Annotated in this window: 24 protein-coding genes; 13 read left to right on the top strand and 11 right to left on the bottom strand. The window is 69.0% G+C overall.

Annotated features, from left to right (window positions below):
• Positions 1 to 8 precede the first annotated feature (8 nt).
• The 7 genes from BM198_RS17310 to katE all read left to right on the top strand — a co-directional run bounded on the left by BM198_RS17310 (position 9) and on the right by katE (position 9,672).
• Positions 9 to 935 carry a 4-hydroxyproline epimerase gene (locus tag BM198_RS17310; RefSeq protein ID WP_074971509.1) on the top strand — a complete coding sequence of 309 codons (927 nt, stop codon included), beginning with the start codon at positions 9 to 11 and terminating at the stop codon, positions 933 to 935.
• A 45-nt stretch (positions 936 to 980) separates the two neighbouring features.
• Positions 981 to 1,928 carry a dihydrodipicolinate synthase family protein gene (locus BM198_RS17305; RefSeq protein ID WP_074971508.1) on the top strand — a complete coding sequence of 316 codons (948 nt, stop codon included), beginning with the start codon at positions 981 to 983 and terminating at the stop codon, positions 1,926 to 1,928.
• Between the two features lie 57 nt (positions 1,929 to 1,985).
• A complete protein-coding gene (locus tag BM198_RS17300) occupies positions 1,986 to 3,563 on the top strand; it encodes an aldehyde dehydrogenase (NADP(+)) (protein WP_074971507.1) in 1,578 nt (525 codons plus the stop codon).
• Positions 3,564 to 3,565: 2 nt separating this feature from the next.
• Entirely contained in the window at positions 3,566 to 4,837 is a 1,272-nt protein-coding gene (locus BM198_RS17295) for an NAD(P)/FAD-dependent oxidoreductase (protein WP_074971506.1), read from the top strand.
• A 117-nt stretch (positions 4,838 to 4,954) separates the two neighbouring features.
• Positions 4,955 to 7,159 (top strand): ankyrin repeat domain-containing protein, encoded by a 2,205-nt coding sequence (locus tag BM198_RS17290; protein ID WP_074971505.1) that lies wholly within the window; start codon positions 4,955 to 4,957, stop codon positions 7,157 to 7,159.
• A 112-nt stretch (positions 7,160 to 7,271) separates the two neighbouring features.
• A complete protein-coding gene (locus BM198_RS17285; protein ID WP_044404703.1) occupies positions 7,272 to 7,451 on the top strand; it encodes a con-10 family general stress protein in 180 nt (59 codons plus the stop codon).
• A gap of 85 nt (positions 7,452 to 7,536) precedes the next feature.
• On the top strand, positions 7,537 to 9,672 hold the full coding sequence (katE, locus tag BM198_RS17280) for a catalase HPII (protein WP_074971504.1): 2,136 nt from the start codon (positions 7,537 to 7,539) through the stop codon (positions 9,670 to 9,672).
• A 19-nt stretch (positions 9,673 to 9,691) separates the two neighbouring features.
• Here katE and BM198_RS17275 read toward each other — a convergent pair whose 3' ends face one another.
• Positions 9,692 to 10,327, bottom strand: a complete 636-nt coding sequence (locus BM198_RS17275; RefSeq protein WP_074971503.1) for an NAD(P)H-binding protein — start codon at positions 10,325 to 10,327, stop codon at positions 9,692 to 9,694.
• A 20-nt stretch (positions 10,328 to 10,347) separates the two neighbouring features.
• Positions 10,348 to 10,569, bottom strand: a complete 222-nt coding sequence (locus BM198_RS17270; protein ID WP_074971502.1) for a hypothetical protein — start codon at positions 10,567 to 10,569, stop codon at positions 10,348 to 10,350.
• Positions 10,570 to 10,734: 165 nt separating this feature from the next.
• Here BM198_RS17270 and BM198_RS30665 point away from each other — a divergent pair, with 165 nt between their 5' ends.
• From BM198_RS30665 to BM198_RS17260, 3 genes are read left to right on the top strand one after another with little or no spacing between them, the layout of a single operon-like run.
• Positions 10,735 to 10,866: a PSPA7_2676 family Cys-rich small protein gene (locus tag BM198_RS30665; RefSeq protein ID WP_139233647.1), complete on the top strand. Its 132-nt coding sequence runs from the start codon at positions 10,735 to 10,737 to the stop codon at positions 10,864 to 10,866.
• A gap of 11 nt (positions 10,867 to 10,877) precedes the next feature.
• Positions 10,878 to 11,366 (top strand): MgtC/SapB family protein, encoded by a 489-nt coding sequence (locus tag BM198_RS17265; protein ID WP_074971501.1) that lies wholly within the window; start codon positions 10,878 to 10,880, stop codon positions 11,364 to 11,366.
• A gap of 15 nt (positions 11,367 to 11,381) precedes the next feature.
• A complete protein-coding gene (locus BM198_RS17260; RefSeq protein WP_074971500.1) occupies positions 11,382 to 11,624 on the top strand; it encodes a hypothetical protein in 243 nt (80 codons plus the stop codon).
• Here the strand turns inward: BM198_RS17260 and BM198_RS17255 are convergent.
• From BM198_RS17255 to soxR, 3 genes are all read right to left on the bottom strand, one after another.
• Positions 11,614 to 13,551, bottom strand: coding sequence for an ankyrin repeat domain-containing protein (locus BM198_RS17255; RefSeq protein ID WP_074971499.1), 1,938 nt, complete (start codon positions 13,549 to 13,551; stop codon positions 11,614 to 11,616). The two genes, BM198_RS17260 and BM198_RS17255, sit on opposite strands and share 11 nt — an antisense overlap.
• Before the next feature lie 153 nt (positions 13,552 to 13,704).
• The gene (locus BM198_RS17250; RefSeq protein ID WP_074971498.1) at positions 13,705 to 14,091 is read right to left on the bottom strand and encodes a hypothetical protein; all 387 of its coding nucleotides are present in this window, start codon (positions 14,089 to 14,091) and stop codon (positions 13,705 to 13,707) included.
• A 98-nt stretch (positions 14,092 to 14,189) separates the two neighbouring features.
• Complete coding sequence (soxR, locus tag BM198_RS17245) at positions 14,190 to 14,708, bottom strand: redox-sensitive transcriptional activator SoxR (RefSeq protein ID WP_074971497.1); 519 nt, start codon at positions 14,706 to 14,708, stop codon at positions 14,190 to 14,192.
• A gap of 87 nt (positions 14,709 to 14,795) precedes the next feature.
• Here soxR and BM198_RS17240 point away from each other — a divergent pair, with 87 nt between their 5' ends.
• Positions 14,796 to 15,086, top strand: a complete 291-nt coding sequence (locus BM198_RS17240; protein WP_074971496.1) for a hypothetical protein — start codon at positions 14,796 to 14,798, stop codon at positions 15,084 to 15,086.
• 13 nt (positions 15,087 to 15,099) lie between these two features.
• Here BM198_RS17240 and BM198_RS17235 read toward each other — a convergent pair whose 3' ends face one another.
• From BM198_RS17235 to BM198_RS17215, 5 genes are all read right to left on the bottom strand, one after another.
• Positions 15,100 to 15,534, bottom strand: coding sequence for a CopD family copper resistance protein (locus BM198_RS17235; RefSeq protein WP_074971495.1), 435 nt, complete (start codon positions 15,532 to 15,534; stop codon positions 15,100 to 15,102).
• Positions 15,535 to 15,600: 66 nt separating this feature from the next.
• Positions 15,601 to 16,293, bottom strand: a complete 693-nt coding sequence (locus tag BM198_RS17230; protein ID WP_074971494.1) for an amino acid ABC transporter permease — start codon at positions 16,291 to 16,293, stop codon at positions 15,601 to 15,603.
• The gene (locus BM198_RS17225; RefSeq protein ID WP_074971493.1) at positions 16,293 to 17,021 is read right to left on the bottom strand and encodes an amino acid ABC transporter permease; all 729 of its coding nucleotides are present in this window, start codon (positions 17,019 to 17,021) and stop codon (positions 16,293 to 16,295) included. Before BM198_RS17225 ends, BM198_RS17230 begins: the two co-directional genes overlap by 1 nt.
• 70 nt (positions 17,022 to 17,091) lie before the next feature.
• Positions 17,092 to 17,898 (bottom strand): ABC transporter substrate-binding protein, encoded by an 807-nt coding sequence (locus BM198_RS17220; RefSeq protein ID WP_044404664.1) that lies wholly within the window; start codon positions 17,896 to 17,898, stop codon positions 17,092 to 17,094.
• A gap of 226 nt (positions 17,899 to 18,124) precedes the next feature.
• A complete protein-coding gene (locus tag BM198_RS17215; protein ID WP_074971492.1) occupies positions 18,125 to 18,712 on the bottom strand; it encodes a glutathione S-transferase in 588 nt (195 codons plus the stop codon).
• 95 nt (positions 18,713 to 18,807) lie between these two features.
• Here BM198_RS17215 and BM198_RS17210 point away from each other — a divergent pair, with 95 nt between their 5' ends.
• Entirely contained in the window at positions 18,808 to 19,686 is an 879-nt protein-coding gene (locus BM198_RS17210) for a LysR substrate-binding domain-containing protein (RefSeq protein WP_074971491.1), read from the top strand.
• 80 nt (positions 19,687 to 19,766) lie between these two features.
• Positions 19,767 to 20,096: a hypothetical protein gene (locus BM198_RS17205; RefSeq protein WP_074971490.1), complete on the top strand. Its 330-nt coding sequence runs from the start codon at positions 19,767 to 19,769 to the stop codon at positions 20,094 to 20,096.
• Between the two features lie 100 nt (positions 20,097 to 20,196).
• Here BM198_RS17205 and BM198_RS17200 read toward each other — a convergent pair whose 3' ends face one another.
• A complete protein-coding gene (locus BM198_RS17200) occupies positions 20,197 to 21,570 on the bottom strand; it encodes an MFS transporter (protein WP_074971489.1) in 1,374 nt (457 codons plus the stop codon).
• Positions 21,571 to 21,927 lie beyond the last annotated feature (357 nt).

The raw sequence follows: 21,927 nt of genomic DNA, 5'->3' as shown, positions 1-21,927 counted from the left end.
GCCGCCCCATGAAGCGCATCCATGTCATCGATTCCCACACCGGCGGCGAACCCACGCGCCTGGTGATGGACGGCTTTCCCGAACCTGCCGGCCGCACCCTCGCCGAGCAGCGCGACAGCCTGCGCGAGCAACACGACCACTGGCGCCGCGCCTGCCTGCTGGAGCCGCGCGGCAACGACGTGCTGGTGGGCGCGCTGTACCGCCCGCCGGTGACGCCGGGCGCCACCTGCGGGGTGATCTTCTTCAACAACGCCGGCTACCTCGGCATGTGCGGCCACGGCACCCTCGGCCTGGTGGCGTCCCTCCGGCACCTGGGGCTGATGGCCCCCGGCGAGCACCGCATCGACACCCCGGTGGGCACCGTCAGCGCCACCCTCCACGAGGACGGCCGCGTCACCCTCGGCAACGTGCCGGCCTACCGCCACCGCCGGCAGGTGCCGGTGGAGGTGCCCGGCCATGGCATGGTCCATGGCGACATCGCCTGGGGCGGCAACTGGTTCTTCCTGGTCAACGACCACGGCCAGCGCCTGGAGCTGGACAACGTCGAGGCCCTGACCGCCTACACCTGGGCGATGCTGCGGGCCCTGGAGGCCCAGGGCATCCACGGCGAGGGCGGGGCGCTGATCGACCACGTCGAGCTGTTCGCCGCCGACGCCGAGGCCGACAGCCGCAACTTCGTCATGTGCCCCGGCAAGGCCTACGACCGCTCCCCCTGCGGCACCGGCACCAGCGCCAAGCTGGCCTGCCTGGCGGCGGACGGCAAGCTCGCCCCCGGCCAGCGCTGGGTGCAGGCCAGCATCACCGGCAGCTGCTTCGAGGGGCACTACGAGTGGGAGGGCGAGCGCATCCGCCCCTTCATCACCGGGCGTGCCCACCTCACCGCCGACTGCACCCTGCTCATCGACGAGCAGGACCCCTTCGCCTGGGGCATCTGAGCCCCGTTTTCCCGAACCCTGAATCCCTGCTCAAGGAGCGACAGCATGAACATCGATATCTACCGTGGCTGCATCCCCGCCCTCATGACCCCCTGCACCGACGCACGCCAGCCGGACTACGACGCCCTGGTGGCCAAGGGCCACGAACTGGTCCAGGCCGGCATGAGCGGCGTGGTCTACTGCGGCTCCATGGGCGACTGGCCCCTGCTCAGCGAGGCCCAGCGCCAGGAAGGCGTGGCGCGCCTGGTGAAGGCCGGCGTGCCCACCATCGTCGGCACCGGCGCGGTGAGCACCCGCGAGGCGGTGGCCCACGCCGCCCATGCCGCCAAGGTCGGCGCCCAGGGGCTGATGGTGATTCCGCGGCTGCTGTCCCGCGCGGCCTCGCCGGCAGCGCAGAAGGCGCATTTCACTGCCGTGCTGCAGGCCGCGCCGGAGCTGCCGTCGGTGATCTACAACAGCCCGTACTACAGCTTCTCCACCCGCGCCGACCTGTTCTTCGAACTGCGCGGGCAGCACCGCAACCTGATCGGCTTCAAGGAATTCGGCGGCGCCGACGCCATGCGCTACGCCGCCGAGCACATCACCTCGCGGGATGACGAGGTGATCCTCATGGCCGGCGTCGACACCCAGGTGTTCCACGGCTACGTCAACTGCAACGCCACCGGCACCATCACCGGCATCGGCAACGTGCTGCCCCGCGAGGTGCTGCAACTGGTCTCGCTGAGCCGCCAGGCCGCCCAGGGCGATGCCCGCGCACGCCGCCAGGCCCTGGAGCTGAGCGCCGCCCTGGACGTGCTCTCGTCCTTCGACGAGGGCTGCGACCTGGTGCTGTTCTACAAGTACCTGATGGTGCTCAACGGCGACCGCGAGTACCGCCTGCATTTCAACGAGAGCGACGCCCTCAGCGACTCCCAGCGCCGCTACGCCGAGCAGCAGTACGGCCTGTTCCGCCAGTGGTACGCCAACTGGACCGCCGAGCAGAACCTCGCCTGAACCCGCCCGCCCCGCCGCCCGTGGGCGGTGGGGCCCACCCGCCATCCAGGATGCCCCATGACCCTCACAGGCAAGATGCTGATCGGCGGCGCAGCGGTGCCCGGCACCCGCGACGCCCTCCACGCCATTGACCCAGCCACCGGCCAACACCTGCAACCCGCCTACCCGGGCGCCAGCCGCCAGCAGGTGGAACAGGCCTGCGCCCTGGCCTGGGCCGCCTTCGACCCGTACCGGGACACCGCACCGGCCGCCCGGGCGGCCTTCCTCGACTCCATCGCCGATGCCATCGAAGCCCTGGGCGAGGCGCTGATCGAGCGCGCTATGGCTGAGACGGGCCTGCCCCAGGCGCGCCTGCAGGGCGAGCGCGGCCGCACCTGCCAGCAACTGCGCACCTTCGCCCGTACCCTGCGCGCGGGTGAGTGGCTGGACGTGCGCATCGACCGCGCGCAAGCCCAGCGGCAACCCCTGCCACGGCCCGACCTGCGCCAGCGCCAGGTGCCCCTGGGGCCGGTGGCGGTGTTCGGTGCCAGCAACTTCCCCCTGGCCTTCTCCGTGGCCGGCGGCGACACCGCCTCGGCCCTGGCTGCCGGCTGCCCGGTGGTGGTCAAGGCCCATGGCGCCCACCCCGGCACCAGCGAACTGGTGGGGCAGGCGGTGGCCCGCGCGGTCGAGCGCTGCGGCATGCCCGAAGGCGTGTTCTCGCTGCTGTTCGGCGCCGGTCGTGAAGTGGGCCTTGGCCTGGTGACGGACCCGCGCATCAAGGCGGTCGGCTTCACCGGCTCGCGCAGCGGTGGTCTCGCCCTGTGCCAGGCGGCCCAGGCGCGGCCGGAGCCGATCCCGGTCTATGCGGAGATGAGTTCGATCAACCCGGTGCTGCTGTTTCCCGCCGCCTTGCAGGCCCGTGGCGCGGCCCTGGCCCAAGGCTTCATCGCCTCGCTGACCCTGGGCGCCGGGCAGTTCTGCACCAACCCGGGCCTGCTCATCGCCCCTCGCGGGGCGGCGCTGGATGCCTTCCTCGCCCACGCCGCCGAACAGCTGCGCCCGTGCAAGGCCCAGGTGATGCTCACCCCCGGCATCCACCAGGCCTACGCGGCTGGGGTCGCAACCCTGGCCCGCCACCCGCAGGTGCGCCGGGTCGCCAGCGGCGAACCCGGGGACGGGCCGAACCGCTGCCAGGCGCAGCTGTTCGTCACTGATGCCGAGGCCTTCCTCGCCGATCCGCAGTTGCACGGCGAGGTCTTCGGCGCGGCGGCGCTGGTGGTGCAGTGCGAGGGCGCAGAGCAGGTGTCCCGCATCCTCGATGCCCTGGAGGGCCAGCTCACCGCCACCCTGCACCTGGACGATGCCGACCTGGACGCCGCCCACGCGCTGTTGCCGACCCTGGAGCGCAAGGCCGGTCGGGTGCTGGTCAACGGCTGGCCGACCGGGGTGGAGGTGTGCGACGCCATGGTCCACGGCGGGCCGTTCCCGGCCACCTCGGATGCCCGTTCCACCTCGGTGGGCACCGCCGCCATCCAGCGCTTCCTGCGACCGGTGTGCTACCAGGGCTTCCCCGATGCCTTGCTGCCGGCGGCGCTGCGCGAGGCCAATCCCCTGGGGTTGCGGCGGCTGCTCGACGGCGAGCGGGAGGCCTGAACATGGGCGATCTCCAGCCAGCGGATGTGGATGTCGCGGTGGTCGGCGCCGGTGTCATCGGTGTCGCCTGCGCCCTGCAGCTCGCGCGCCAGGGGCTGCGGGTGCAGGTGTTCGACCCGGACGGCGTGGGGCAGGGCGCCTCCTTCGGCAATGCCGGGCACCTGGCCACCGAGCAGGTGTTCCCCATCGCCGACCTGTCGATCCTCAAGCGCCTGCCGGGCATGCTCCTCGACCCCATGGGCCCGCTGCGCCTGGACTGGACCTACCTGCCGCGCGCCACCCCCTGGTTCCTGCGCCTGTTGCTCAACCTGCGGGCGGCACCCTTCGCCCGCACCGTGGCCGGCCTGCGGGCCCTCAACGAAGCCAGCCTGGGCGCCTGGCGTCGCCTGCTGCAGGCCATCGAGCGGCCCGACCTGCTGCGCGAAGACGGTTCGCTGCTGGTGTACGAGCAGGACGCCTCCCGCGTGGTGCTGCAGGCCCTCCAGGCGCGCATGGCCGGGCAGGGCGTGCCGGTGGCGCTCTGGGGAGCGGAGGCCGTTCACGCGGCGGCGCCCCGGCTCAGCGACGGGATTCGCGGCGGGCTGTTCTTCCCGGCCACCGGGCACTTCATCGACTCGCACCTCGTGGTTGTCGAACTGGCGCAGGCGGCCGAGGCGCTGGGCGTCACCTTCCATCGCCAGCGCGTGCTCGATGGCCAGCGGCTGGGGGAGGGCGTCGCCCTGAGGCTGGATGGCGGCAGCCTGCGCGCCCGCCAGGTGCTGCTGGCCTGCGGGGCCCACTCCGCGCCGCTCACCGAACGCCTCACCGGCACGCGGGTGCCGCTGGACACCGAACGTGGTTACCACCTGATGCTGCCCCGGGAACAGGGGCGGCTGCCGTTCGCCGTCACCAGCCTCGAACGGCGCTTCATCATGACGCCCATGGCCGGCGGCCTGCGCCTGGCCGGCACCGTGGAGTTCGCCGGGCTGGAAAAGCCGGCGAACATGGCCCGCGCCTGGCAACTGCACCGCCTCAGCCAGGGGCTGTTCCGCGACGAGCTGGACACCGAAGGCGCCAGCCCCTGGATGGGCTTCCGCCCCTCGCTGCCGGACTCGCTGCCGATCATCGACCGGGTGGGCGAGGGCCGCGTCCTGCTCGCCTTCGGCCACCAGCACCTCGGGCTGACCCAGGCCGCCGTCACCGCCGAATACATCGGCCAACTGGCCCAGGGTCAGGCCGTGGCGGGGCTGGAGGCGTACCGGCTGGGGCGCTTCGGCGGGTCGGGGAAGGGCTGAACCGCGTCACGGAAACCAACGGGTCGTGATTGACGGCAAAGGGCCAAAGGCGTCTGCTACGCCGATTTTCCGGACGCCACCGGGAAGGCCCTGCGCCCTCCCTCAAGGATGAAGACCATGCCCCTGATCGCTTCCCGTACTGCCCGCTGCCTGTCGACGCTGTTGCTGCTGAGCGTGACGCCCGCGACCTGGGCCACCACAGCCGGGCAGGCGGGGACCAACGCCTCGGCGAAGGCTTGGTTCACTCCGCAACGGGTGGCTGGGGACGGCGCCTTCTGCGACGAGGTGCTGAAAGCGGCCAGGGCACACTTCCTCACCCGCAAGCGCTGGGCGGCGTTCGTGCTGCCCGGTATGCAGCGTGTCGAACTGCGTGGTGCCGAGGCCGGCCAGGGGCCGGTCTACTTCGATTTGCTGACCCACCCGGGCTGTGGCGGTGCCTGCGAGCGTTACCAGGTGATCGCCAGCCGCACGCCAGGGCAGGACCGCGAGACGCTGGAGCAGCTGGCAAAAGGGCTGCCCGGCCCGGCGGTCGACGTGGAGCTGTTCAAGGACCGGGACGACCGCTACGTCAGCATCGGCAGCGGCATCGACGGCCAGCCGGACCGGCTGGAGGTCAGCCGCCTCAACGACGACCTGACCTGGACCACCTGCCGGATCAGCACCGGGCCGGATGAGGCGCAGATCGCCCAGAGCATCCCCGCAGCGGTGCGCTCGGCAGTGGAGGCGATGGAGCGGGCTGCGGCGCGGGTTCGGCAGGACGCCGGCTGGATGTGCGGCAGCGCGCGCACCCACGCCCGTTGGGAAACGGCCATGCATGACGCGTTGCAGGCGGTCCATTACCGTCCGTGGGCGGTGTTCGAGCGCGTCGATAACCCCACCGGCACCTACGACCAGGACCTGCAGGGCCTGCAGCGCTGGGCCGACAAGGGAGTGTTCGAGCGCCAGGCCTACGAGGCGTTCGTCCAGCAGATGGAGCGCAGCCAGGCGACTGTCGCCGCCTTCTTCGCCCAGCGTTACGGCCTGGCCAAGGCGCAGGCGGCTGCCCTGTCCCGGCAGGCGCTGCAGAACGCTGTCAGCGAGGGCATCCGCTTCTACCAGTACGCGCCCTACCCGAAGGACGAGGCCGCCCTGCGTGACGCCATCCTCGCCCACCGGCCGATGGCTGAGATCCGCGCGTTGCCGGGCAAAGTGGACGACCTGGCGGTGGCCATCGACTACCCCGAGGCCCTGGCTTACCTGATCGAGCAGGGTGCCGACGTCAACCAGGCGAACGCCTTCGGCAAGACGCCGCTGATGTACGCCGCTCAGTACAACCAGGTGCAGAGCGCTCGCACTCTGCTGGACAAGGGAGCCTACCCAAACGCAACCACCCTGATTCCCGTGGATGGCTGCAGCTACAGCCTGCGGACCACCAACATGACAGCGCTGCACTACGCCGCGCGCTATGCCGGCCCGGAGCTGGTGAAGCTGCTGCTGGACAGAGGCGCCGAGCCCGCCATGAAGGCCCGTTGGGACGGCGAGCCGGGGCGCACGCCCCTGGATTGGCTGCAGCAGTACACCGCGCCAGGTGCCGCCGAGCGCAACCCGAACATCGCCGACGAGCAGGTGGCCGGGGTGGCGGCGCTGCTGCAACCGCCGTCGGCCCCGGTGTTGCAGGCCCGCGCCCAGCGGCTGGTGCTGGAGGGCGAGAAGGCCTACCAGGCCGGCGACCTGAAGCGCGCGCTGCAAGCGCTCGACCTGGCGATCAACCTGCAGCCCGGTCATGAGCGGGCGCTGGCCGACCTGTCCCTGGTGGCGTTGCGGGACGGGGATTACGGCCTTTCCCTGCAGGCCGGGCAGGCCCTGATCGACGGCAGCCGCGATGCCCGCCTGGTGGCCAATGCCTGGCACAACCAGGCCCTGGCCTGCGAGAAGGCCGGCTCGACCCGCTACAACGACCGGCTCTACTGCAACGCGGGGCCGCTGTACGCCCGCTACCAGGCCTGGCGTGCAGACCCCAGCGCGCAACGCGCGGCCAACCTGGTCGGGCACGCCGTCCCCGAAGGCGGTTATACGGTTGCCTCGCTGGTCTACGACGACGTGCAGCTGGACGTGATCAAGGGCAGCGGGCCGACCTTCGATGGCCGCGAATACCTCTACCTGGCCCATCCGTCACGCATCGTCATCCACACCGAGCGCCTGGGCTGGAAGGCAGCCTCGGACACGCAGGGGCCGCCGGTGGTGGAAGAGGCGAGGGTGCTCGCCGGGAGCCAGACCCTCACCGTCCTGCGCTGCGACCAGGGCTGCGACCTGAAAGGGTTGCAGGTACTGCCCGCGCCCTGAGCCCGCTCCGCCTGGCAAAAAGTTAGAACCTCTCGCCGTCCCGGTCCTCAGACGTTCTAGGCGTCATCGACGCCGGACCCGAATGGACCCACAGACAAGAGAGGACCGTGCAATGGCTCAACATCGAGGTGGCAAAGGCAACTTCGCGGAAGACCCCCAGCGTGCATCCGAGGCCGGCAAGAAAGGCGGGCAGGTGAGCGGGGGAAACTTCCGCAACGACCCGGAACGGGCATCGGCCGCCGGCCGCAAGGGCGGGCAACGCAGCCACGCCCGGCGCACCAGCGAGGACTGAGCGCCACCGGGCCGGCGGCAGTTGCCGCCGGCCCGGTCATCCACCCGCCGCCCAGCGGCCCCATTGCCCAGCCGAGGACACCCCGATGACCGACAAGAAAGGCGCCGACAGCGATCTCGCCGGTACCGACACCGAAGACCGCCGCAACACCAGCCGCAAGATCAAGCAGCTCGAGGCCTACCGCGAGGACGCCACCGGCGAGGCCCTGACCACCAACACCAGCACCCGCATCGCCGACAACCAGAACAGCCTGCGCGCTGGCGAGCGTGGCCCGTCGCTGCTGGAGGACTTCATCCTGCGGGAGAAGATCACCCACTTCGACCATGAGCGCATTCCCGAACGCATCGTCCATGCCCGGGGCGCGGCCGCCCACGGCTACTTCCAGGTCTACGAATCGCTGGCCGAGTACACCAAGGCGGATTTCCTCAACGACCCGTCCAAGCGCACCCCGGTGTTCGTACGCTTCTCCACCGTGCAGGGGCCGCGCGGCTCCGCCGATACCGTGCGTGACGTGCGCGGCTTCGCGGTGAAGTTCTACACCGACGAGGGCAACTTCGACCTGGTGGGCAACAACATGCCGGTGTTCTTCATCCAGGACGCGATCAAGTTCCCCGACTTCGTCCACGCCGTGAAGCCCGAGCCGCACAACGAGATCCCCACCGGCGCCTCCGCCCACGACACCTTCTGGGACTTCGTCTCGCTGGTGCCGGAGTCGGCGCACATGGTGCTCTGGACCATGTCCGACCGCGCCATCCCGGTGGGCTACCGGGCCATGCAGGGCTTCGGCGTGCACACCTTCCGCCTGGTCAATGCCGATGGCCGTTCGACCCTGGTGAAGTTCCACTGGCGGCCGGTGTCCGGCGTGCGCTCCCTGGTCTGGGATGAGGCGCAGAAGCTGGCCGGCAAGGACCCGGACTTCCACCGGCGCATGCTCTGGGAAGACATCGAGCGCGGCGACTGCCCGGAGTGGGAGCTGGGCCTGCAGCTGATCCCGGAGGATGAGGAGCACGCCTTCGACTTCGACCTGCTCGACCCCACCAAGCTGGTGCCCGAGGAAATCGTCCCGGTGAAGGTGGTGGGGCGCCTGGTACTGGACCGCAACCCAGACAACTTCTTTGCCGAGACCGAGCAGGCCGCCTTCCACCCCGGCCACCTGGTGCCCGGCATCGACTTCAGCAACGACCCGCTGCTGCAGGGCCGGCTGTTCTCCTACACCGACACCCAGCTGTCGCGCCTGGGCGGGCCGAACTTCAACGAGCTGCCGATCAACCGGCCGTTGTGCCCGTTCCACAACAACCAGCGCGACGGCATGCACCGGCAGACCATCAACAAGGGGCGTGCCGCCTACGAGCCCAACTCCATCGACGGTGGCTGGCCGAAGGAGACACCGCCGGCCGCGCGCAACGGTGGTTTCAGCAGCTACCACGAGCCGGTCTCCGGCACCAAGCTGCGCAAGCGCGCGGACTCCTTCGCCGACCACTTCTCCCAGGCCCGGCTGTTCTACCGCAGCATGAGCGAGGTGGAGCGCGGGCACATCGTCGCCGCCTACAGCTTCGAGCTGGGCAAGGTGGAGCGCGTGGCCATCCGCGAGCGGCAGGTGAACGAGATCCTCGCCAACATCGACCTCGACCTGGCGCGCCAGGTGGCCGAGAACCTCGGAATCACGCCGCCCGGCGGGCCCACCGTGGCAGTGACGGATGGCAGCCTGCAGCAGTCGCCGGCCCTCAGCCAGATGAACCTGCTGCCGGGCAACATCCGCTCCTGCAAGGTGGCCATCCTGCTGGCCGACGGCGCCTGCGGGCGTGACGTGGAAACGCTGAGGGACGCACTGGAGCAGGCCGGGGCGAGCGCCAAGCTGCTGGCCCCCAGTTCGGCCCCGGTGGTGTCCGCCGAGGGCCAGAAGCTGCAACCGGACGCAACCTTCGCCGGCTTGCCCTCCATCGCCTTCGACGCGGTGTTCGTCCCCGGCGGGGTGGCAGCGGCCAAGGCGTTGAGCCGCAACGGCGAGGCGCTGCACTACCTGCTGGAGGCCTACAAGCACCTCAAGGCCATTGCCCTCTGCGCAGAGGCGGGGGACCTGGCCAGCCAGCTCTACCTGGAAGAGGACGACGGCTTGCTGAGCGGGCCCGATGCCAACGCGGTGCGCCAGGCCTTCTTCGAGGCCATCTCTCGGCACCGGGTCTGGGCCCGCGAGCCCAAGGCCGCCATCGTCCCGGCCTGAGCCGGCGGGCGCCAGCGGCTCAGCCGCTGGCGTCCACCTTCACCCGCTGGCGCACGTGGGCGGCGAGGCGGCACTCGTCCAGCAGCGCCCGGGCCTGGGCGAGCAGGGCCGCTACCCGGGGTTCCTCGTGGCCTTCGCGAAAGTCCGCCAGGGTCAGGTACTGGCCGGGCGTTTCCGCTCCGGCGGGCGCATCGGCCAGGGTCCAGGCCAGCGGGCTGTCCACCAGGCGCTGCTGGAGCTGTTGGCCGGGCTGGGCCGGGTGGCCGCTGTCGGTGTCCATCCAGCCGAAGTCGGCGATCACCATCAGGCGCTTGACCCGCGCCACTGCCAGGCCGTCGAGCAGTGCGCTGATGGCGATGAAGGCCTGGTCGAAGGCGCCATCGCTGCGCATGGCCCGCTCCGGTGCCAGGGGCACGCCCGGCAGGTAGCAGAGCACCGCATCCATGCCCGCCACGGCCTGGCTCGCTGCTAGGGCGTCGTCCAGCGCACCCGCCTTGGTGCGCAGGCCGGGGCGGCTGTCCAGTGCGTTGAGATCGTCCACCAGGGCCGTCACTTCCCATTGGCGGGACAGGGCCTCCACCAGCAGGGCGCTGCCAAGGCTGCTGCGGGCGCCGAACAACGCCAGCTTGTAGGTCGGGGTTTCCAGGTTGTGCATGGGGGCCTCGGGCGGCTGCGTCAGGGTTGCTGGTAATGGCCGGGCGTGGTGCCGGGCTCCTTGGGATGGAGGATGGGGGTGACCTGGATGTCGCTGAGGCGCGACGGGTCGTCGATGTCACGCAGGGTCTGCACCTGCAGGCGGGCCTGCTCCGGCGTGAGGTGGGCGTGGGTGGACTCCACCTCCACGGAACCGGGCTGGTTGTCGTGGATGTAGCTCACCAGGAAGCGGTGTCGGCTCATGGTCGTCTCCTCGGGGTGGTTCACCCTGTAGACCACCAGGACCTTGGAGCGAGTTCAGCTTTCCGGCTGGGCGGCGCGGCACTGAAAAACCTCAAACCAACTCGCTGCCACCGCATCAAAGTTCCTGACAGGACCCGTCCGGCCCGTTGGCCGAAGGAGGACGCAATGACCCTGTTGTGTCTGTTGGGTGGCTGCAGCTGGGCCACCGGAACCGAAGTGATCATGGGCCGCGAGGCGATGCTGTGCCAGGTGTGCAGCCGCTGCGGTGCCTGCCGCTACCTGCCCCTGGTGCCCTGAGGCGATAGCGGGTGAGCGCCTGGGAGCGTGTGCTGGAGACCCTGGCCGAGGAGTTCGCCGACCTGGAGGACCCGGCCCGGGCCACCCGCGTGTTGCTGCGGCTGTTCCTGGCTGCGCTGCTGGGCGGCCTGCTGGGCTTCGAGCGGGAGCAGCACGGCAAGGCTGCCGGGGTGCGGACCCACATGCTGGTGGCGCTGGGGGCGGCGTTGTTCGTCCTGGTGCCGCAGATGGCGGGGGCCGAGCACGACGCCATGAGCCGGGTCATCCAGGGGCTGACGGCGGGCATCGGCTTTCTCTGCGCGGGCACCATTCTCAAGCGCGACCGCATGGACGAAGTGAAGGGGCTGACCACCGCCGCCGGCCTCTGGTCCACCACCGCCATCGGCGTCACCGTGGGCCTCGGCTACGAAGCCACCGCCTTGCTGGCCGCCCTGGTGGTGCTGGCCATCCTCAACCTGTTGCCGCACCTGCTGGGCCGCTTCGACCGGCCCCAGCGCTGACCACCTGGATACCCCATGTTCCGTGACTTTCCCTACGCCATCGCCTGGACCGACGCCATGCCCAGCGGCAGCGGCTACGTCGGCCTGATCGAGTACCAGCCGAGCCGCGAGGATGCGCAGGTGCAGGTGCTCTGGGTGTACGCCCCCGGCTGCACCTGCGCCCGGGAGGCCGAAGCCGCGGCCGACCACATGCTCTGCGCCATCGGTGAGATCACCCCGGAGGGGCGGGTGATCTACCGCGATGGGGTCAGTCTCTAGCAGGTTGCTGCAGAACAGGCGGGGCGGCGGCGAAGCGCTGCAGCACGTCGAGCAGGTCCTCGCGTTTGTTCCGGGAGATGGCTTCCAGCAACAGGGCATAGCCCTTCTTCTCGCACTGCTGGCCGACAGTGGGATCGGCACCTTTTTCCAGCAGCAGGGTGAACAACGCCAGGGTGTCCTGCTGGCTGACGGTAGGGGACTGGGCATCGGCAGCGGTCTGCTCGGCCACCAGGGTCAGCAGGCTCTTGCCGATGGGCTGGCCATGGCAGGTGCCACGGCCGTAGCTCAGGTCGAGGTTGGCGCCGGCGGCTATCAGTTGCCTCACGGCCCCGAAATTGTGGGCGGAAAAGGCTCGGTACAGAGCGGTTTCGCCATCGTCCTTGCTGCGCACATCGAGATCTTGCGGATAGCGCAGCAGCCAACCGAAGGCCTGCAGGCCACGCGTGTTTCCGGCTATCTGCATCAGGGGCGTCTCGCCTCGGCTGTCCGGCTCATCGATGCGGACACCGGCCTCGATGAGGAACTTCAAGCGTCCGCCCTGGCTCAGGTCGAGGTTGTCTCTCAGGTCGCGCTGCATGGTCAGGATCGCCAAGGTGCTGCCGTTGTAGAGACCGCTGGTGCGCGCGCCGTGCTCCAGCAGCAGCCGGGCGATGTCCAGATGCGGCACGTCCAGGGCGTGCAGCAGGGCGCTGCGGCCATCGTCGGCCATGACCTCGCCGCTGATGCCGCTGGCCAGCAGACGCTGCACCTCGGCCAGGTCGCCGGCGTCCACGGCGGCCACCAGCGGCCAGAAACCCTGGCAGGCCTGCGGGTTGGCGGTGGTGATGCCCAGGCGTTCGAGCACCCGGGGCGGGATGCTCATCTGGCGTTTCAGGCGCAGGCCGCAGTACACCCGGTAGGCCTCCACGGCTCGGCCCTGGTGGATGGTGTACTCAGGGCGCTGCTCGTAGATCGCCCAATCCAGGTCCGCCAGGTTGAGGTAGGCGGGCATGCGCCCCGGGTCGCGGCGCAGCACTTCTTCGAGCCAGGGGCGGGCGGTTTGCAGCTGGCCGGCCTCGCTGGCCCAGAAGGCAATGTCGTTGAGCAGGCCAGGGTATTCGCGGCGCTCGGTGGCGATGCTGCGGAAGTCATGAAGGGCGAAGAAGTCCTCCACCTCGCGGATGCCCGGCCGCTTGCCCTTGGTCTTCAGCAGTTGCTGGTGCAGGGCACGGAACTGCTTCCAGGTGTCATCCGGGGACTGGGCCGGCACATAGGCGTTGAGGGTGATCGTTCCTTTGGCGCTGGTGAAGGGGCGGAACCAGGGCGGAAACTTCTGTAGTGCCTGCAACCACTGCTGCGCGATTGCCTCGCTGATGGGCTGCAGCGGGGTGAAGTCCATCCGGTCCATGTCGCGGCGGTGACTGAAGGCCAGCAGCGGGATCTGCGGGTCGCGCTGGTCGACCAGCAGGTAGCGCTGGCTGAGCTGCCAGTCCGAGGGGACCGAACAGTCGAAGCTCAGCGACGTGAGGCTGAGGCCGGTGTCCAGGGTGTTGCTCGCTGGCCAGCGCTCGCTGACCCGGATGGGAAAATCCGAGGGCTCGCAGGCACGCAGTTCCTCGGGGCTGAACAGCGCAATGGGCGGCGACTTGTAGACCCGTTGCTGGTACGCCAGGTCCTGGTAGGCATTGAGGTAGAACAACCCGCGGTGCTGGCTCATGACGATACGCGCCGGCACCTGCGCCAGGCCCGGCAGGCGGAATGGCTTGATCTCCAGGGTGGCCGTTTCCGGTCGGTCGAGCACGAACTTGCGGGCCATGCCCGACCATTTGATCCCGTCCATGTCGATGTCGAAGGCCAGGGCCACGGGAGCGCCTGCCAGCAGGGCCAGCGCAAGGCCAAGCCCACGAATGCCGATGCGCCGGGCAGTGGCGCCAGAGAATAGGTTCAACGTTGCAGTCCCTTGCCGATGGAAAGGTCGGCAATGTAATGCAATCGGCGTTGTTGTACCGGGTGTTTGTCTCAGGGGTGGAACTGGAGTGGCGACGGCACTTGCCGCACGCCGCCGACGGGGAGTCAGCGGCGGGCTCGGGAGGTCGTGGGGTTACGGATAGCGCTTGTAAAGCACGACGTCCGCTCTGAAGTTGCCTTCCAAGGGGGCTGGGACACCTGTATCGACCGTGTCGGCTAACAGAGTGAGGTAATTGGCTTGCACATGAGGGTGTGCATTGACCTGCAGCCTCCCTTGTTGATCAGTGGAGCGGATGCGAACCCCAAGGATGTAGGGCACCTCCGCTTCGACTGCATCGGAGATGTCATGTGCACCATTGTGATTCTGGTAAGACACCAGGCGAACAGGTGGAACCAGTGGGAAGCCATCGACCAAAGGTTGAAGTATCCCGATATCGGCCTGGTAGTTATCGCCGTCAATAATGATGGCGCCGTTTTGCAATTCGTCGCGGATCGTTTTGAACAGTTGTTGTGCCGGCATGGGAAAGACTCCTGTCAGTATCCGTAGCGTGGAAATTACCGCCCCCGGATTCTAGACATGGAAATGGATGCTGGCGAAGTGCCGCTCCTGAACGTTTTTCATGATGGTTCGCGCGTTCCCTGGGGGCTTGTGAGTCCAGCTTTAGCGTTTGGTTGCGAACCGTCCTCCAGCAGCACCGGCCCGCTGCCGAACTCGGCCAGGGCGTCGCCGGGGTTGCGCAGGGGGCAGGTCTCCATGCTCAGGCAGCCACAGCCGATGCAGCCGTTGAGCTGGTCGCGCAGGGCGGTGAGGCGCTGGATGCGCTGGTCCAGCTCGTGGCGCCAGCGTTCGGAGAGGGCATGCCAGTCGGCGGCGGTGGGGGTGCGGCCCTCGGGCAGGGCGGCCAGGGCTTCGGCCACTTCCGCCAGGGGCACGCCCAGGCGTTGCGCCACCTTGATGATCGCCACCCGGCGCAGCACGTCGCGGGCATAGCGGCGCTGGTTGCCGGCGTTGCGGGTGCTGCGGATCAGCCCCTTGGCTTCGTAGAAATGCAGGGTGGAAACCGGTACGCCGCTGCGTTCGGCGACCTGGCCGACGGTGAGGGGCTTGTGGATGTTGGCGGGTGTGACGGCGGGCATCGTGCTGGGCTCTTGACCTCAAGTTAAGTTGAGGTTTTACCCTCGGCGCCGTTCATGCACAAGATCGGTCCGCAGAGGAGTCGGGACATGCAGTACGCAGAGGAAATCCACACCGCCATCCGGTTCGCCTTCGATCCCGAGCGCCGCCAGGCGCTGCTGGAGGGGCTGGCACCGCGCCTGGCCGCCTGCCTGGCGTCGCACCAGGGGTTGCTGGAAAGCTCCCTGGAGGTCGGCGCCGACGGCGATTGGCTGGTCCAGCGCAGCCGCTGGCGCTCGCCGCAGGCCGCTCACCAGGCCCTGGGGGACGGCTCCTGCGGCGCGCAGCTGCTGGGCGAGGCCATCTGGCGCTACGGGGCTCGCTCGGTGTGGTTCGAGTAGGGCACGCCGGCCGTCAGAGCAGGAACATGCCCTTGGCGAGGAACAGGATGGCGAGCATCTGCAGCAGCACGCTGCGGTGGATCAGGCGGGAGCGGGCGGGCGTCATGCGATCGCTGCGCATCAGCAGGACCACCAGCAGGAAGTGCCCGAGGATGCTCAGCGCCAGGCTGATCTTCAGCACCAGCAGCGTGCCGAAGTGGCTGGCGAAGGGCGCCGCCAGCACCGCGCGGTAGTGCCACGCGAGGCCCAGCCCGGCGCCGTAGAGTGCCAGCACCACCCAGTGCATCACCTGCCGGGCACGCTTGCCGAGGGCCTGGGACAGGCGGCTGCGGGCGTCTTCGTCCAGTACCGACGTGGCGCGGCTGAGGATCATCACCTCGAAGAACACCCCGCCGATGAAGAACGCCGCAGCGGTGATGTGCACGAACTTGAGCAGCAGGTAGGTCATGTCGGGTCCTCGGGCGGCAGGGTGGGCGGATCATGACGGCTCGCCAGGGCAGTGCCATGACCCGCGTCAACGCGCCTGCCGGGGGCCGCCGCCGTAGCGCGCCAGCGCCCCGGCCGCCAGGTCCAAGCTGGTGCACAGGACGAAGTAGAGCAGGGCGACGAAGAGGAAGATCTCCGTGGGGTGCACCATCACCCGGTTGCTCACCTGGGTGGCCACGAACGACAGCTCGCCGACGCCGATGACATAGGCCAGGGAGGTGTCCTTGATCAGCGAGACCCACTGGTTGAGGAACGACGGCAGCATGATCGGCAGGGCCTGGGGCAGGATCACCCAGCGCAGCACCTGCCAGGGGCGCATGCCCAGGGCGCGCGCCGCGTGCCATTGGCCCTCCGGCAGGCTGAGGATGCCGGCGCTGACCGAGTGGGCCAGGTAGGCCCCGCCGATCAGCGAGAGGGCGCAGACCACCGTGGCCAGGGCGGGCACGTCCACGTGGAAGACGATGGGCAGCAGGAAGTAGGTCCAGAACACCAGCATCAGCACCGGGATCGCCCGGAAGAAGCCCAGCACGGCCACCAGCAGCAGGCGCCAGCGGCCCTTCGACAGGGCCAGTGCGATGCCCAGCACCAGGCCGATCAGCGCCGACGCCAGGGCCGAGCACAGGGCCAGCACCAGCGTCAGCGCGGCGCCGCCCAGCGGGCCCTCGGGCCAGGGGCCCAGCAGCAGGTAGTCGAGGTTGTCGAGGATGACCGAAATGTCCATCAGGCGGCTCCCTGGCGGTAGCGCCGGCTGTGTTGCACCACCTGGCCGAGGGCTTCCATCAGCGCGATGGTGCCGATGTACAGCAGGGTGGCGAGGCCGAAGGCCTGGAAGGTCTTGAAGGTTTCCGTCTCGACCTGGCGCGAGGCGTAGGACAGCTCGGCCAGGCCGATGGCCATGGTCAGCGAGGAGTTCTTCAGCGCGTTCATGTACTGCCCCAGCAGCGGGGCGAAGGCCGTGCGCAGCGCCTGGGGCAGCAGCACCACGCGCCACACCTGGCCAGGCGTCATGCCCAGCGCCAGGCCGGCCTCGCGCTGCTGCGGGCGTACCGAGGCGATGCCGGCGCGGAACTCCTCGGCGACGAAGGCCGTGGTGTAGAGCGTCAGGCCCCAGGCCCCGGCGAGGAACTCGAACGACGGCCAGGCCAGCACCAGCGGCCCGATGGCCAGTTCGTGCGGGCTGTTGAGCCAGAACACCAGCGCTTCCGGCAACAGCGCCGGCACGCCGAAGTACCAGAAGAACAGCTGCACCAGCAGGGGCGTGTTGCGAAAGGTGGTCAGGAAGGCCTGTGCCGGCCAGGACAACAGGCGCGAGGTCGCCAGGCGGGCGATGGCCAGGGGCGCGCCGAGCAGGGTGGCCAGCAGGCAGCACAGGGCGGAAAGGCCGAGGGTCAGCAGGAAGCCGTCCAGCAGCCACTGCAGGTAGAGCGGGGCGAGGAGGTCGCCGAACATGGTTGGATTTCCGGAGCAGGGGCATCAACGACTGCGCCCCACCGAAGCGGGGCGCAGGGAGAGAGGGCGATCAGCTCTTGTCGCCGATCCGGTAGAGGCGAGCCAGGGGCGTCGGCGTGCTCGGGCCGAACCAGGCGTCGTAGATCTTCTGGGCGTCGCCGCTGTTTTCCAGCTCGCGCAGCGACTGGTCGACGAACTCGGTCAGGGCGGCCTCGCCCTTGGGAATGCCGACGCCGATCAGGTCGTTGGAGATGGTGAAGGGCGGCACCTCGTACTTGTCCTTGTCCGGCACGTTGGCCAGCAGGCCGATCAGCTTGGGCCCGTCCTGGGTGATGGCCTGCACCTGGCCGTTGCGCAGGGCGGTGAAGGCGAAGGGGGTGTCGTCGTAGGCGATGACCTTGGCGCCGGGGAATTTCTCCCGCAGGACGCCTTCGTTGACCGTGCCCTTGTCCACGCCTACGCGCCATTTGTTCAGTTGCTCCGGCTCGGTCAGGGTGCCCTTGCGCACGATGAACTGCTGGCCGGAGGCGAAGTACGGAATGCTGAAGTTCACCTGCTGGGCCCGCTCGGGGGTGATGGTGAAGTTGGCCAGCACCAGGTCCACCTTGTTGGCGGTCAGCAGCGGAATGCGGTTGGCCGGGTTGGTGGGCAGCAGCTCCAGCTTCACGCCCAGCTTGCCGGCCAGGGCCTTGGCGTAGTCGACGTCGAGGCCGGCCAGTTGCTTGGTCTGCGGGTCGACGAAGCCGAAGGGCGGGTTGCTGTCGAAGGCGGCGACCCGGAGGACGCCGGCCTTGCGGATGTCTTCGAGGCGGTCGGCATGGGCCAGGCCGGACAGTACGGCCAGGGCGAGGGCGGTGACGGCAGTGAGTTTCTTCATGAAATGACAGCTCCTGGATGGGCCCTGTCGATTCGCAGGGCACCGTATGCGGGGATGGCGGGCGCCCTGGGTGAGGGCGCCCGCCGCTGCCGGAGGGTGGCTCCAGGCGACGCGGAGTGTGTCAGGGGCGGGCAGGGGCTGAAAAAGAATGAATCGGTCTATTTAATAGCTGAATGGAATAAATAGATCTTGATTGAGTTCGAATTGGAATTTTGGCGGCGGCTGCTCATTCGAGCGGATAGCGCCGGAACAGCGCGCTGTCGTTGAGCGCGCGCGCCTCGCGGCTCCAGCCTGGGTAGTCCGCCGGGTCGATCAGGTCCGCTGCCACATGCTGGATGAAGGCCCAGGCGACGGCGCTGCTGATCGCTGCCTGGTCGAGGGTGTCCACCTCGGCGCGGGCGCTGGCCTCCAGCCCGGCACAGGCAGCACGCAGCTGCAGGCTCACGCGCTCCAGCCAGGGGCCATGCTGCTTGGCTTCCGGCCGCAAGCGGCGTTCATACACCACCTGCACGGCCTTTTCGCAGGCCACCAGCGCCAGCCCTGTCCGGGCCAGGACACGGTGCCGATCCGTGGGAGGAAGCAGCGGGCGCGACGCCTGTGCCTCGAAGTGGTCGAGGATCAGGTTCGAGTCCATCAGCACCGTGCCATCGTCCAGCACCAGGGTCGGTGCCTTCACCACCGGATTGATTCGGGCGAAGGCCTCGAAGTCGCTGAATACCGACAGCGGATGGTGCTCGAAGGGGACGCCGTAGCAATCGAGGCTGATGGCGACGCGGCGTACATAGGGCGAGTCGAGCATGCCGTAGAGCTTCATGGGGGATCTCCTGTTGCGTAGTGCTGCTTACGCTAAAGCGTGAAAGGTGCGAATAAAATCGCTATTTTCTCGGCTTTTCCGTTAGGTGCGCTTGCATGTCCGACCTTCCACCCTTGCCGGCGCTGCGCAGCTTCGAAGCCGTGGCCCGGCTCGGCAGCGTGACCCGCGCAGCCCGCGAACTGCACGTCACCCACTCGGCCGTCAGCCAGCAACTGCGCCAATTGGAGGAGGCCCTCGGCGTCGCACTGCTGGTGCGTGAAGGGCGGGGCCTCCGGGTCAGCGAGGCCGGGCGCCTGTATGCCTTGCAGATCCGTCGCACCCTGGTGGAGATGGCCGAGGCGACCCGCCGCGTGAAGGCGCCTCCCCAGGCCGGGACCGTCACGGTCGCCGTGCTGCCGTCGTTCGGCCGGGCCTGGCTGGTGCCGCGCCTGCCGGATTTCCAGCGGCGTCACCCCGGCATCCACCTGCGCTTGCTGGCGTCCCTAGAGGTGGTCCACCTCGGCGACAGCGCGGCGGACCTGGGCATCCGCATGGGCGATGGCCAGTGGGACGGCGTGGAGGCGCGCCTGCTGCTGCACGACGAGTGGGTGCCGGTGGCCGCGCCCTTCTTCAACGGCGGGCAATTGCCCCAGGAGCCCGACGCGATCGTCGCGGGCGCCTCGCTGTTCTGCAGCGAATCCTGGCAGGCCTGGTGCCAGCAGGCCGGGGTGGCACCGCCCGCACGCAGTGGCCTGGAGTGCAACGACTCCAACCTGGTGCTGGAGGCGGCGCGGCTGGGGCAGGGCGTTGCGCTCGAACGACGCAGCCTGGTGCAGGACGCCATCGTCCGGGGCGAACTGGTCCAGCTCGGCAACGTAACGGCGCCTTATCCATTCCCCTACTGGCTGGTGTGGCCCCGGCAACGCCCCTTGTCGGCGCTGGCGCAGGCCTTCGTCACCTGGCTGCAGGCGCAGGCGGCCGACGGAGCGGCCTGATGCCTGCCGCTGGTCCATTCGGCTGGAAATGGCCCTGCGATGCGGGAATAATGCCGCCCCCTTTTTATTAGGAGAATCAAATGGTTATCCATTTCCTGAGCGGAGAGGGTCAGGGTGCCTGCGGCCGCAGCGATGCCAACCTGAACGCCTCCAACCAGCCGGCCGAGGTCACCTGCAAGACCTGTCGCCGGACCAACGCCTTCACCCAGGCTGAACAGGGCGCCGCGCCCCAGGCCACAGCCGCCCAGGCGCGTGTCACGCCGCCGCGCAGCGAGCCTGTTGCCCGCAAGAGCCCCCAGCAGGCCGCCACCCAGGGCAGCGCCTGGCAGAGCTGGCAGGCCCGCCTGAGCCAGACCCCCGGCAAGCAGCGCCTGCCGCGCTCCCGCCGCCGCGCCCAGATGTTCGTCTAGTTCATTTTCGCCCGGTAAGGCCCAGGCATCGTCGCAGCCACAACTCAGCCTAGAACGAACAGGGCCCCCATGCGGGGGCCCTGGATGGAGCGGTGGAGGGTCAGCCGGCGGTGCGCAGGCTGCCTTGGCGGGTGGCTTCGTACTGGTGCTTGTCCATCGGCTGGGCGTCGGGCTTGCCGAGGTCGTCCATGGCCAGGCGATGGGTTTCCGGCGCCAGGTAGGCGGCCAGGGCGCAGACGCAGGTGATGAGGAAGGCGAGGCTGCCGATCACGACCGGGATGTTGTCCGAGCCGGGCGGGGCGACGGCGGCGAACAGGGCCGGCAGCATGGCGGTGAGCATGGTGCCGATGTTCTGTGCGATGGCCATGGCGGAGACGCGGTAGCGGGTCTGGAACAGCTCCGGGTAGAAGCTCGGGAACACCGCGTTGTAGCCCTGGTAGACCATGCCCCACATGAGGATCGACAGGGCGAAGGCGAGCGGCACGTTCTGGATGCTGATGGCGTAGAGGTAGCCGAAGGCGAGCAGGCCGGAGCCCAGGCAGCCGGTGATCATTGTCGGGCGGCGGCCGATCTTGTCGGAGAGGTTGCCGACGAAGGGGATGACCAGCACGGCGACGATGTTGCCCACCACCGGGATCCACAGGTAGACGCTCTTGTCGAAGCCGATGCCATAGGCCGGCTGCACGGCATAGGCGGCGCCAAAGATGGTGGCGACCACCGGGATCACGTTCATCAGGGCCATGAACATCACCAGCACCATGTGCTTCCAGCTGTGGCGGAAGGCCTCGGAGACCGGCGACTTGGCGACTTTCTGCTGGTTCTCTTCCTGGACGAAGGCCGGGGTCTCGTGGACTTCGCGGCGGATGATGAAGCCGGCCACCAGCACGAACGCGCTCATCAGGAAGGGAATGCGCCAGCCCCATTCGTTGAAGGCATCACTGGGCATGAAGTAGGCCAGCGGCAGGAATACCGCGGCGGCCATCACCTGGCCGGCCTGAACGCCCTGCAGGGTGAAGCTGGCGTAGTAGCCGCGCCGGCCGAAGGGGGCGTGCTCCATGATCATCGAGCTGGCACCGGAGATCTCGCCGGCCACTGCGAAGCCCTGCACCAGGCGCAGGATCACCAGGGCGATGGGCGCGAGGATGCCGATGTCGTGGTAGGTCGGCAGCAGGCCCACCGCCATGGTGGAGATGCCCATCAGGAACATGCACAGCAGCAGGACGTTCTTGCGGCCCCGGGTGTCGCCCCAGTGGCCCAGCACGAAGGCACCGATGGGGCGGGCCAGGTAGCCGACGCCGTAGGTGGCCAGGGAGGCGATGATCGCCATCTTGGGATCGCTGTTGGGGAAGAAGATCTGCGGGAAGATCAGGGCCGCAGCCTGGGCGTAGATGAAGAAGTCGTAGTACTCCAGGGCGGAGCCGATCCAGCCGCTGGCCGTCGCTTTCTTGGCCTGGTTCGAGGAGGAAGTCGCCATCGTTGTCTCCGTTTTTATTGTGCTGTCGCCCCTGCGCTTCGCCCTTGGACAGGTCCGGGGCGGCACGCGCGCAGTGGGGCGGAGTCGGGTCGTGGCCGGCGCGTCGGGTGACGTCCGGTCGGGGCCATTCTCGGTGTCGGGGATGCGGGGTCAGACGGGCTCGGCAGGTCGCGCTGGGCGGGGCAGGGCCGGGGTGCAAGGGATGCGGCTGGGGTGCAGGGCGGAAGTGAGCATGAGCAGGTACCCGTTCTTGAAATTGTTATGTCGTAACGCGTGTATGCCATCGCAGGGTCAGCCGGGCGGCGGGTTCGGCAGAGGCGCCGACCGGCGGGGAGGCCTGCAACATGGGAGGCATGT

Origin of the sequence: Metapseudomonas otitidis (assembly GCF_900111835.1) — a bacterium.
Classification (GTDB): domain Bacteria; phylum Pseudomonadota; class Gammaproteobacteria; order Pseudomonadales; family Pseudomonadaceae; genus Metapseudomonas; species Metapseudomonas otitidis.
The sequence above is the reverse complement of the archived record's forward strand: the minus strand, read 5'-3'. Positions and strand labels throughout refer to the sequence as shown.

Excerpts from the sequence above, each read along its gene's own strand:
- BM198_RS17310 (WP_074971509.1), top strand. The coding sequence starts at position 9 with ATGAAGCGCATCCATGTCATCGATTCCCACACCGGCGGCGAACCCACG.
- BM198_RS17305 (WP_074971508.1), top strand. The coding sequence starts at position 981 with ATGAACATCGATATCTACCGTGGCTGCATCCCCGCCCTCATGACCCCC.
- BM198_RS17300 (WP_074971507.1), top strand. The coding sequence starts at position 1,986 with ATGACCCTCACAGGCAAGATGCTGATCGGCGGCGCAGCGGTGCCCGGC.
- BM198_RS17295 (WP_074971506.1), top strand. The coding sequence starts at position 3,566 with ATGGGCGATCTCCAGCCAGCGGATGTGGATGTCGCGGTGGTCGGCGCC.
- BM198_RS17290 (WP_074971505.1), top strand. The coding sequence starts at position 4,955 with ATGCCCCTGATCGCTTCCCGTACTGCCCGCTGCCTGTCGACGCTGTTG.
- BM198_RS17285 (WP_044404703.1), top strand. The coding sequence starts at position 7,272 with ATGGCTCAACATCGAGGTGGCAAAGGCAACTTCGCGGAAGACCCCCAG.
- katE (WP_074971504.1), top strand. The coding sequence starts at position 7,537 with ATGACCGACAAGAAAGGCGCCGACAGCGATCTCGCCGGTACCGACACC.
- BM198_RS17275 (WP_074971503.1), bottom strand. The coding sequence starts at position 10,327 with ATGCACAACCTGGAAACCCCGACCTACAAGCTGGCGTTGTTCGGCGCC.
- BM198_RS17270 (WP_074971502.1), bottom strand. The coding sequence starts at position 10,569 with ATGAGCCGACACCGCTTCCTGGTGAGCTACATCCACGACAACCAGCCC.
- BM198_RS30665 (WP_139233647.1), top strand. The coding sequence starts at position 10,735 with ATGACCCTGTTGTGTCTGTTGGGTGGCTGCAGCTGGGCCACCGGAACC.
- BM198_RS17260 (WP_074971500.1), top strand. The coding sequence starts at position 11,382 with ATGTTCCGTGACTTTCCCTACGCCATCGCCTGGACCGACGCCATGCCC.
- BM198_RS17250 (WP_074971498.1), bottom strand. The coding sequence starts at position 14,091 with ATGCCGGCACAACAACTGTTCAAAACGATCCGCGACGAATTGCAAAAC.
- soxR (WP_074971497.1), bottom strand. The coding sequence starts at position 14,708 with ATGCCCGCCGTCACACCCGCCAACATCCACAAGCCCCTCACCGTCGGC.
- BM198_RS17240 (WP_074971496.1), top strand. The coding sequence starts at position 14,796 with ATGCAGTACGCAGAGGAAATCCACACCGCCATCCGGTTCGCCTTCGAT.
- BM198_RS17235 (WP_074971495.1), bottom strand. The coding sequence starts at position 15,534 with ATGACCTACCTGCTGCTCAAGTTCGTGCACATCACCGCTGCGGCGTTC.
- BM198_RS17230 (WP_074971494.1), bottom strand. The coding sequence starts at position 16,293 with ATGGACATTTCGGTCATCCTCGACAACCTCGACTACCTGCTGCTGGGC.
- BM198_RS17225 (WP_074971493.1), bottom strand. The coding sequence starts at position 17,021 with ATGTTCGGCGACCTCCTCGCCCCGCTCTACCTGCAGTGGCTGCTGGAC.
- BM198_RS17220 (WP_044404664.1), bottom strand. The coding sequence starts at position 17,898 with ATGAAGAAACTCACTGCCGTCACCGCCCTCGCCCTGGCCGTACTGTCC.
- BM198_RS17215 (WP_074971492.1), bottom strand. The coding sequence starts at position 18,712 with ATGAAGCTCTACGGCATGCTCGACTCGCCCTATGTACGCCGCGTCGCC.
- BM198_RS17210 (WP_074971491.1), top strand. The coding sequence starts at position 18,808 with ATGTCCGACCTTCCACCCTTGCCGGCGCTGCGCAGCTTCGAAGCCGTG.
- BM198_RS17205 (WP_074971490.1), top strand. The coding sequence starts at position 19,767 with ATGGTTATCCATTTCCTGAGCGGAGAGGGTCAGGGTGCCTGCGGCCGC.
- BM198_RS17200 (WP_074971489.1), bottom strand. The coding sequence starts at position 21,570 with ATGGCGACTTCCTCCTCGAACCAGGCCAAGAAAGCGACGGCCAGCGGC.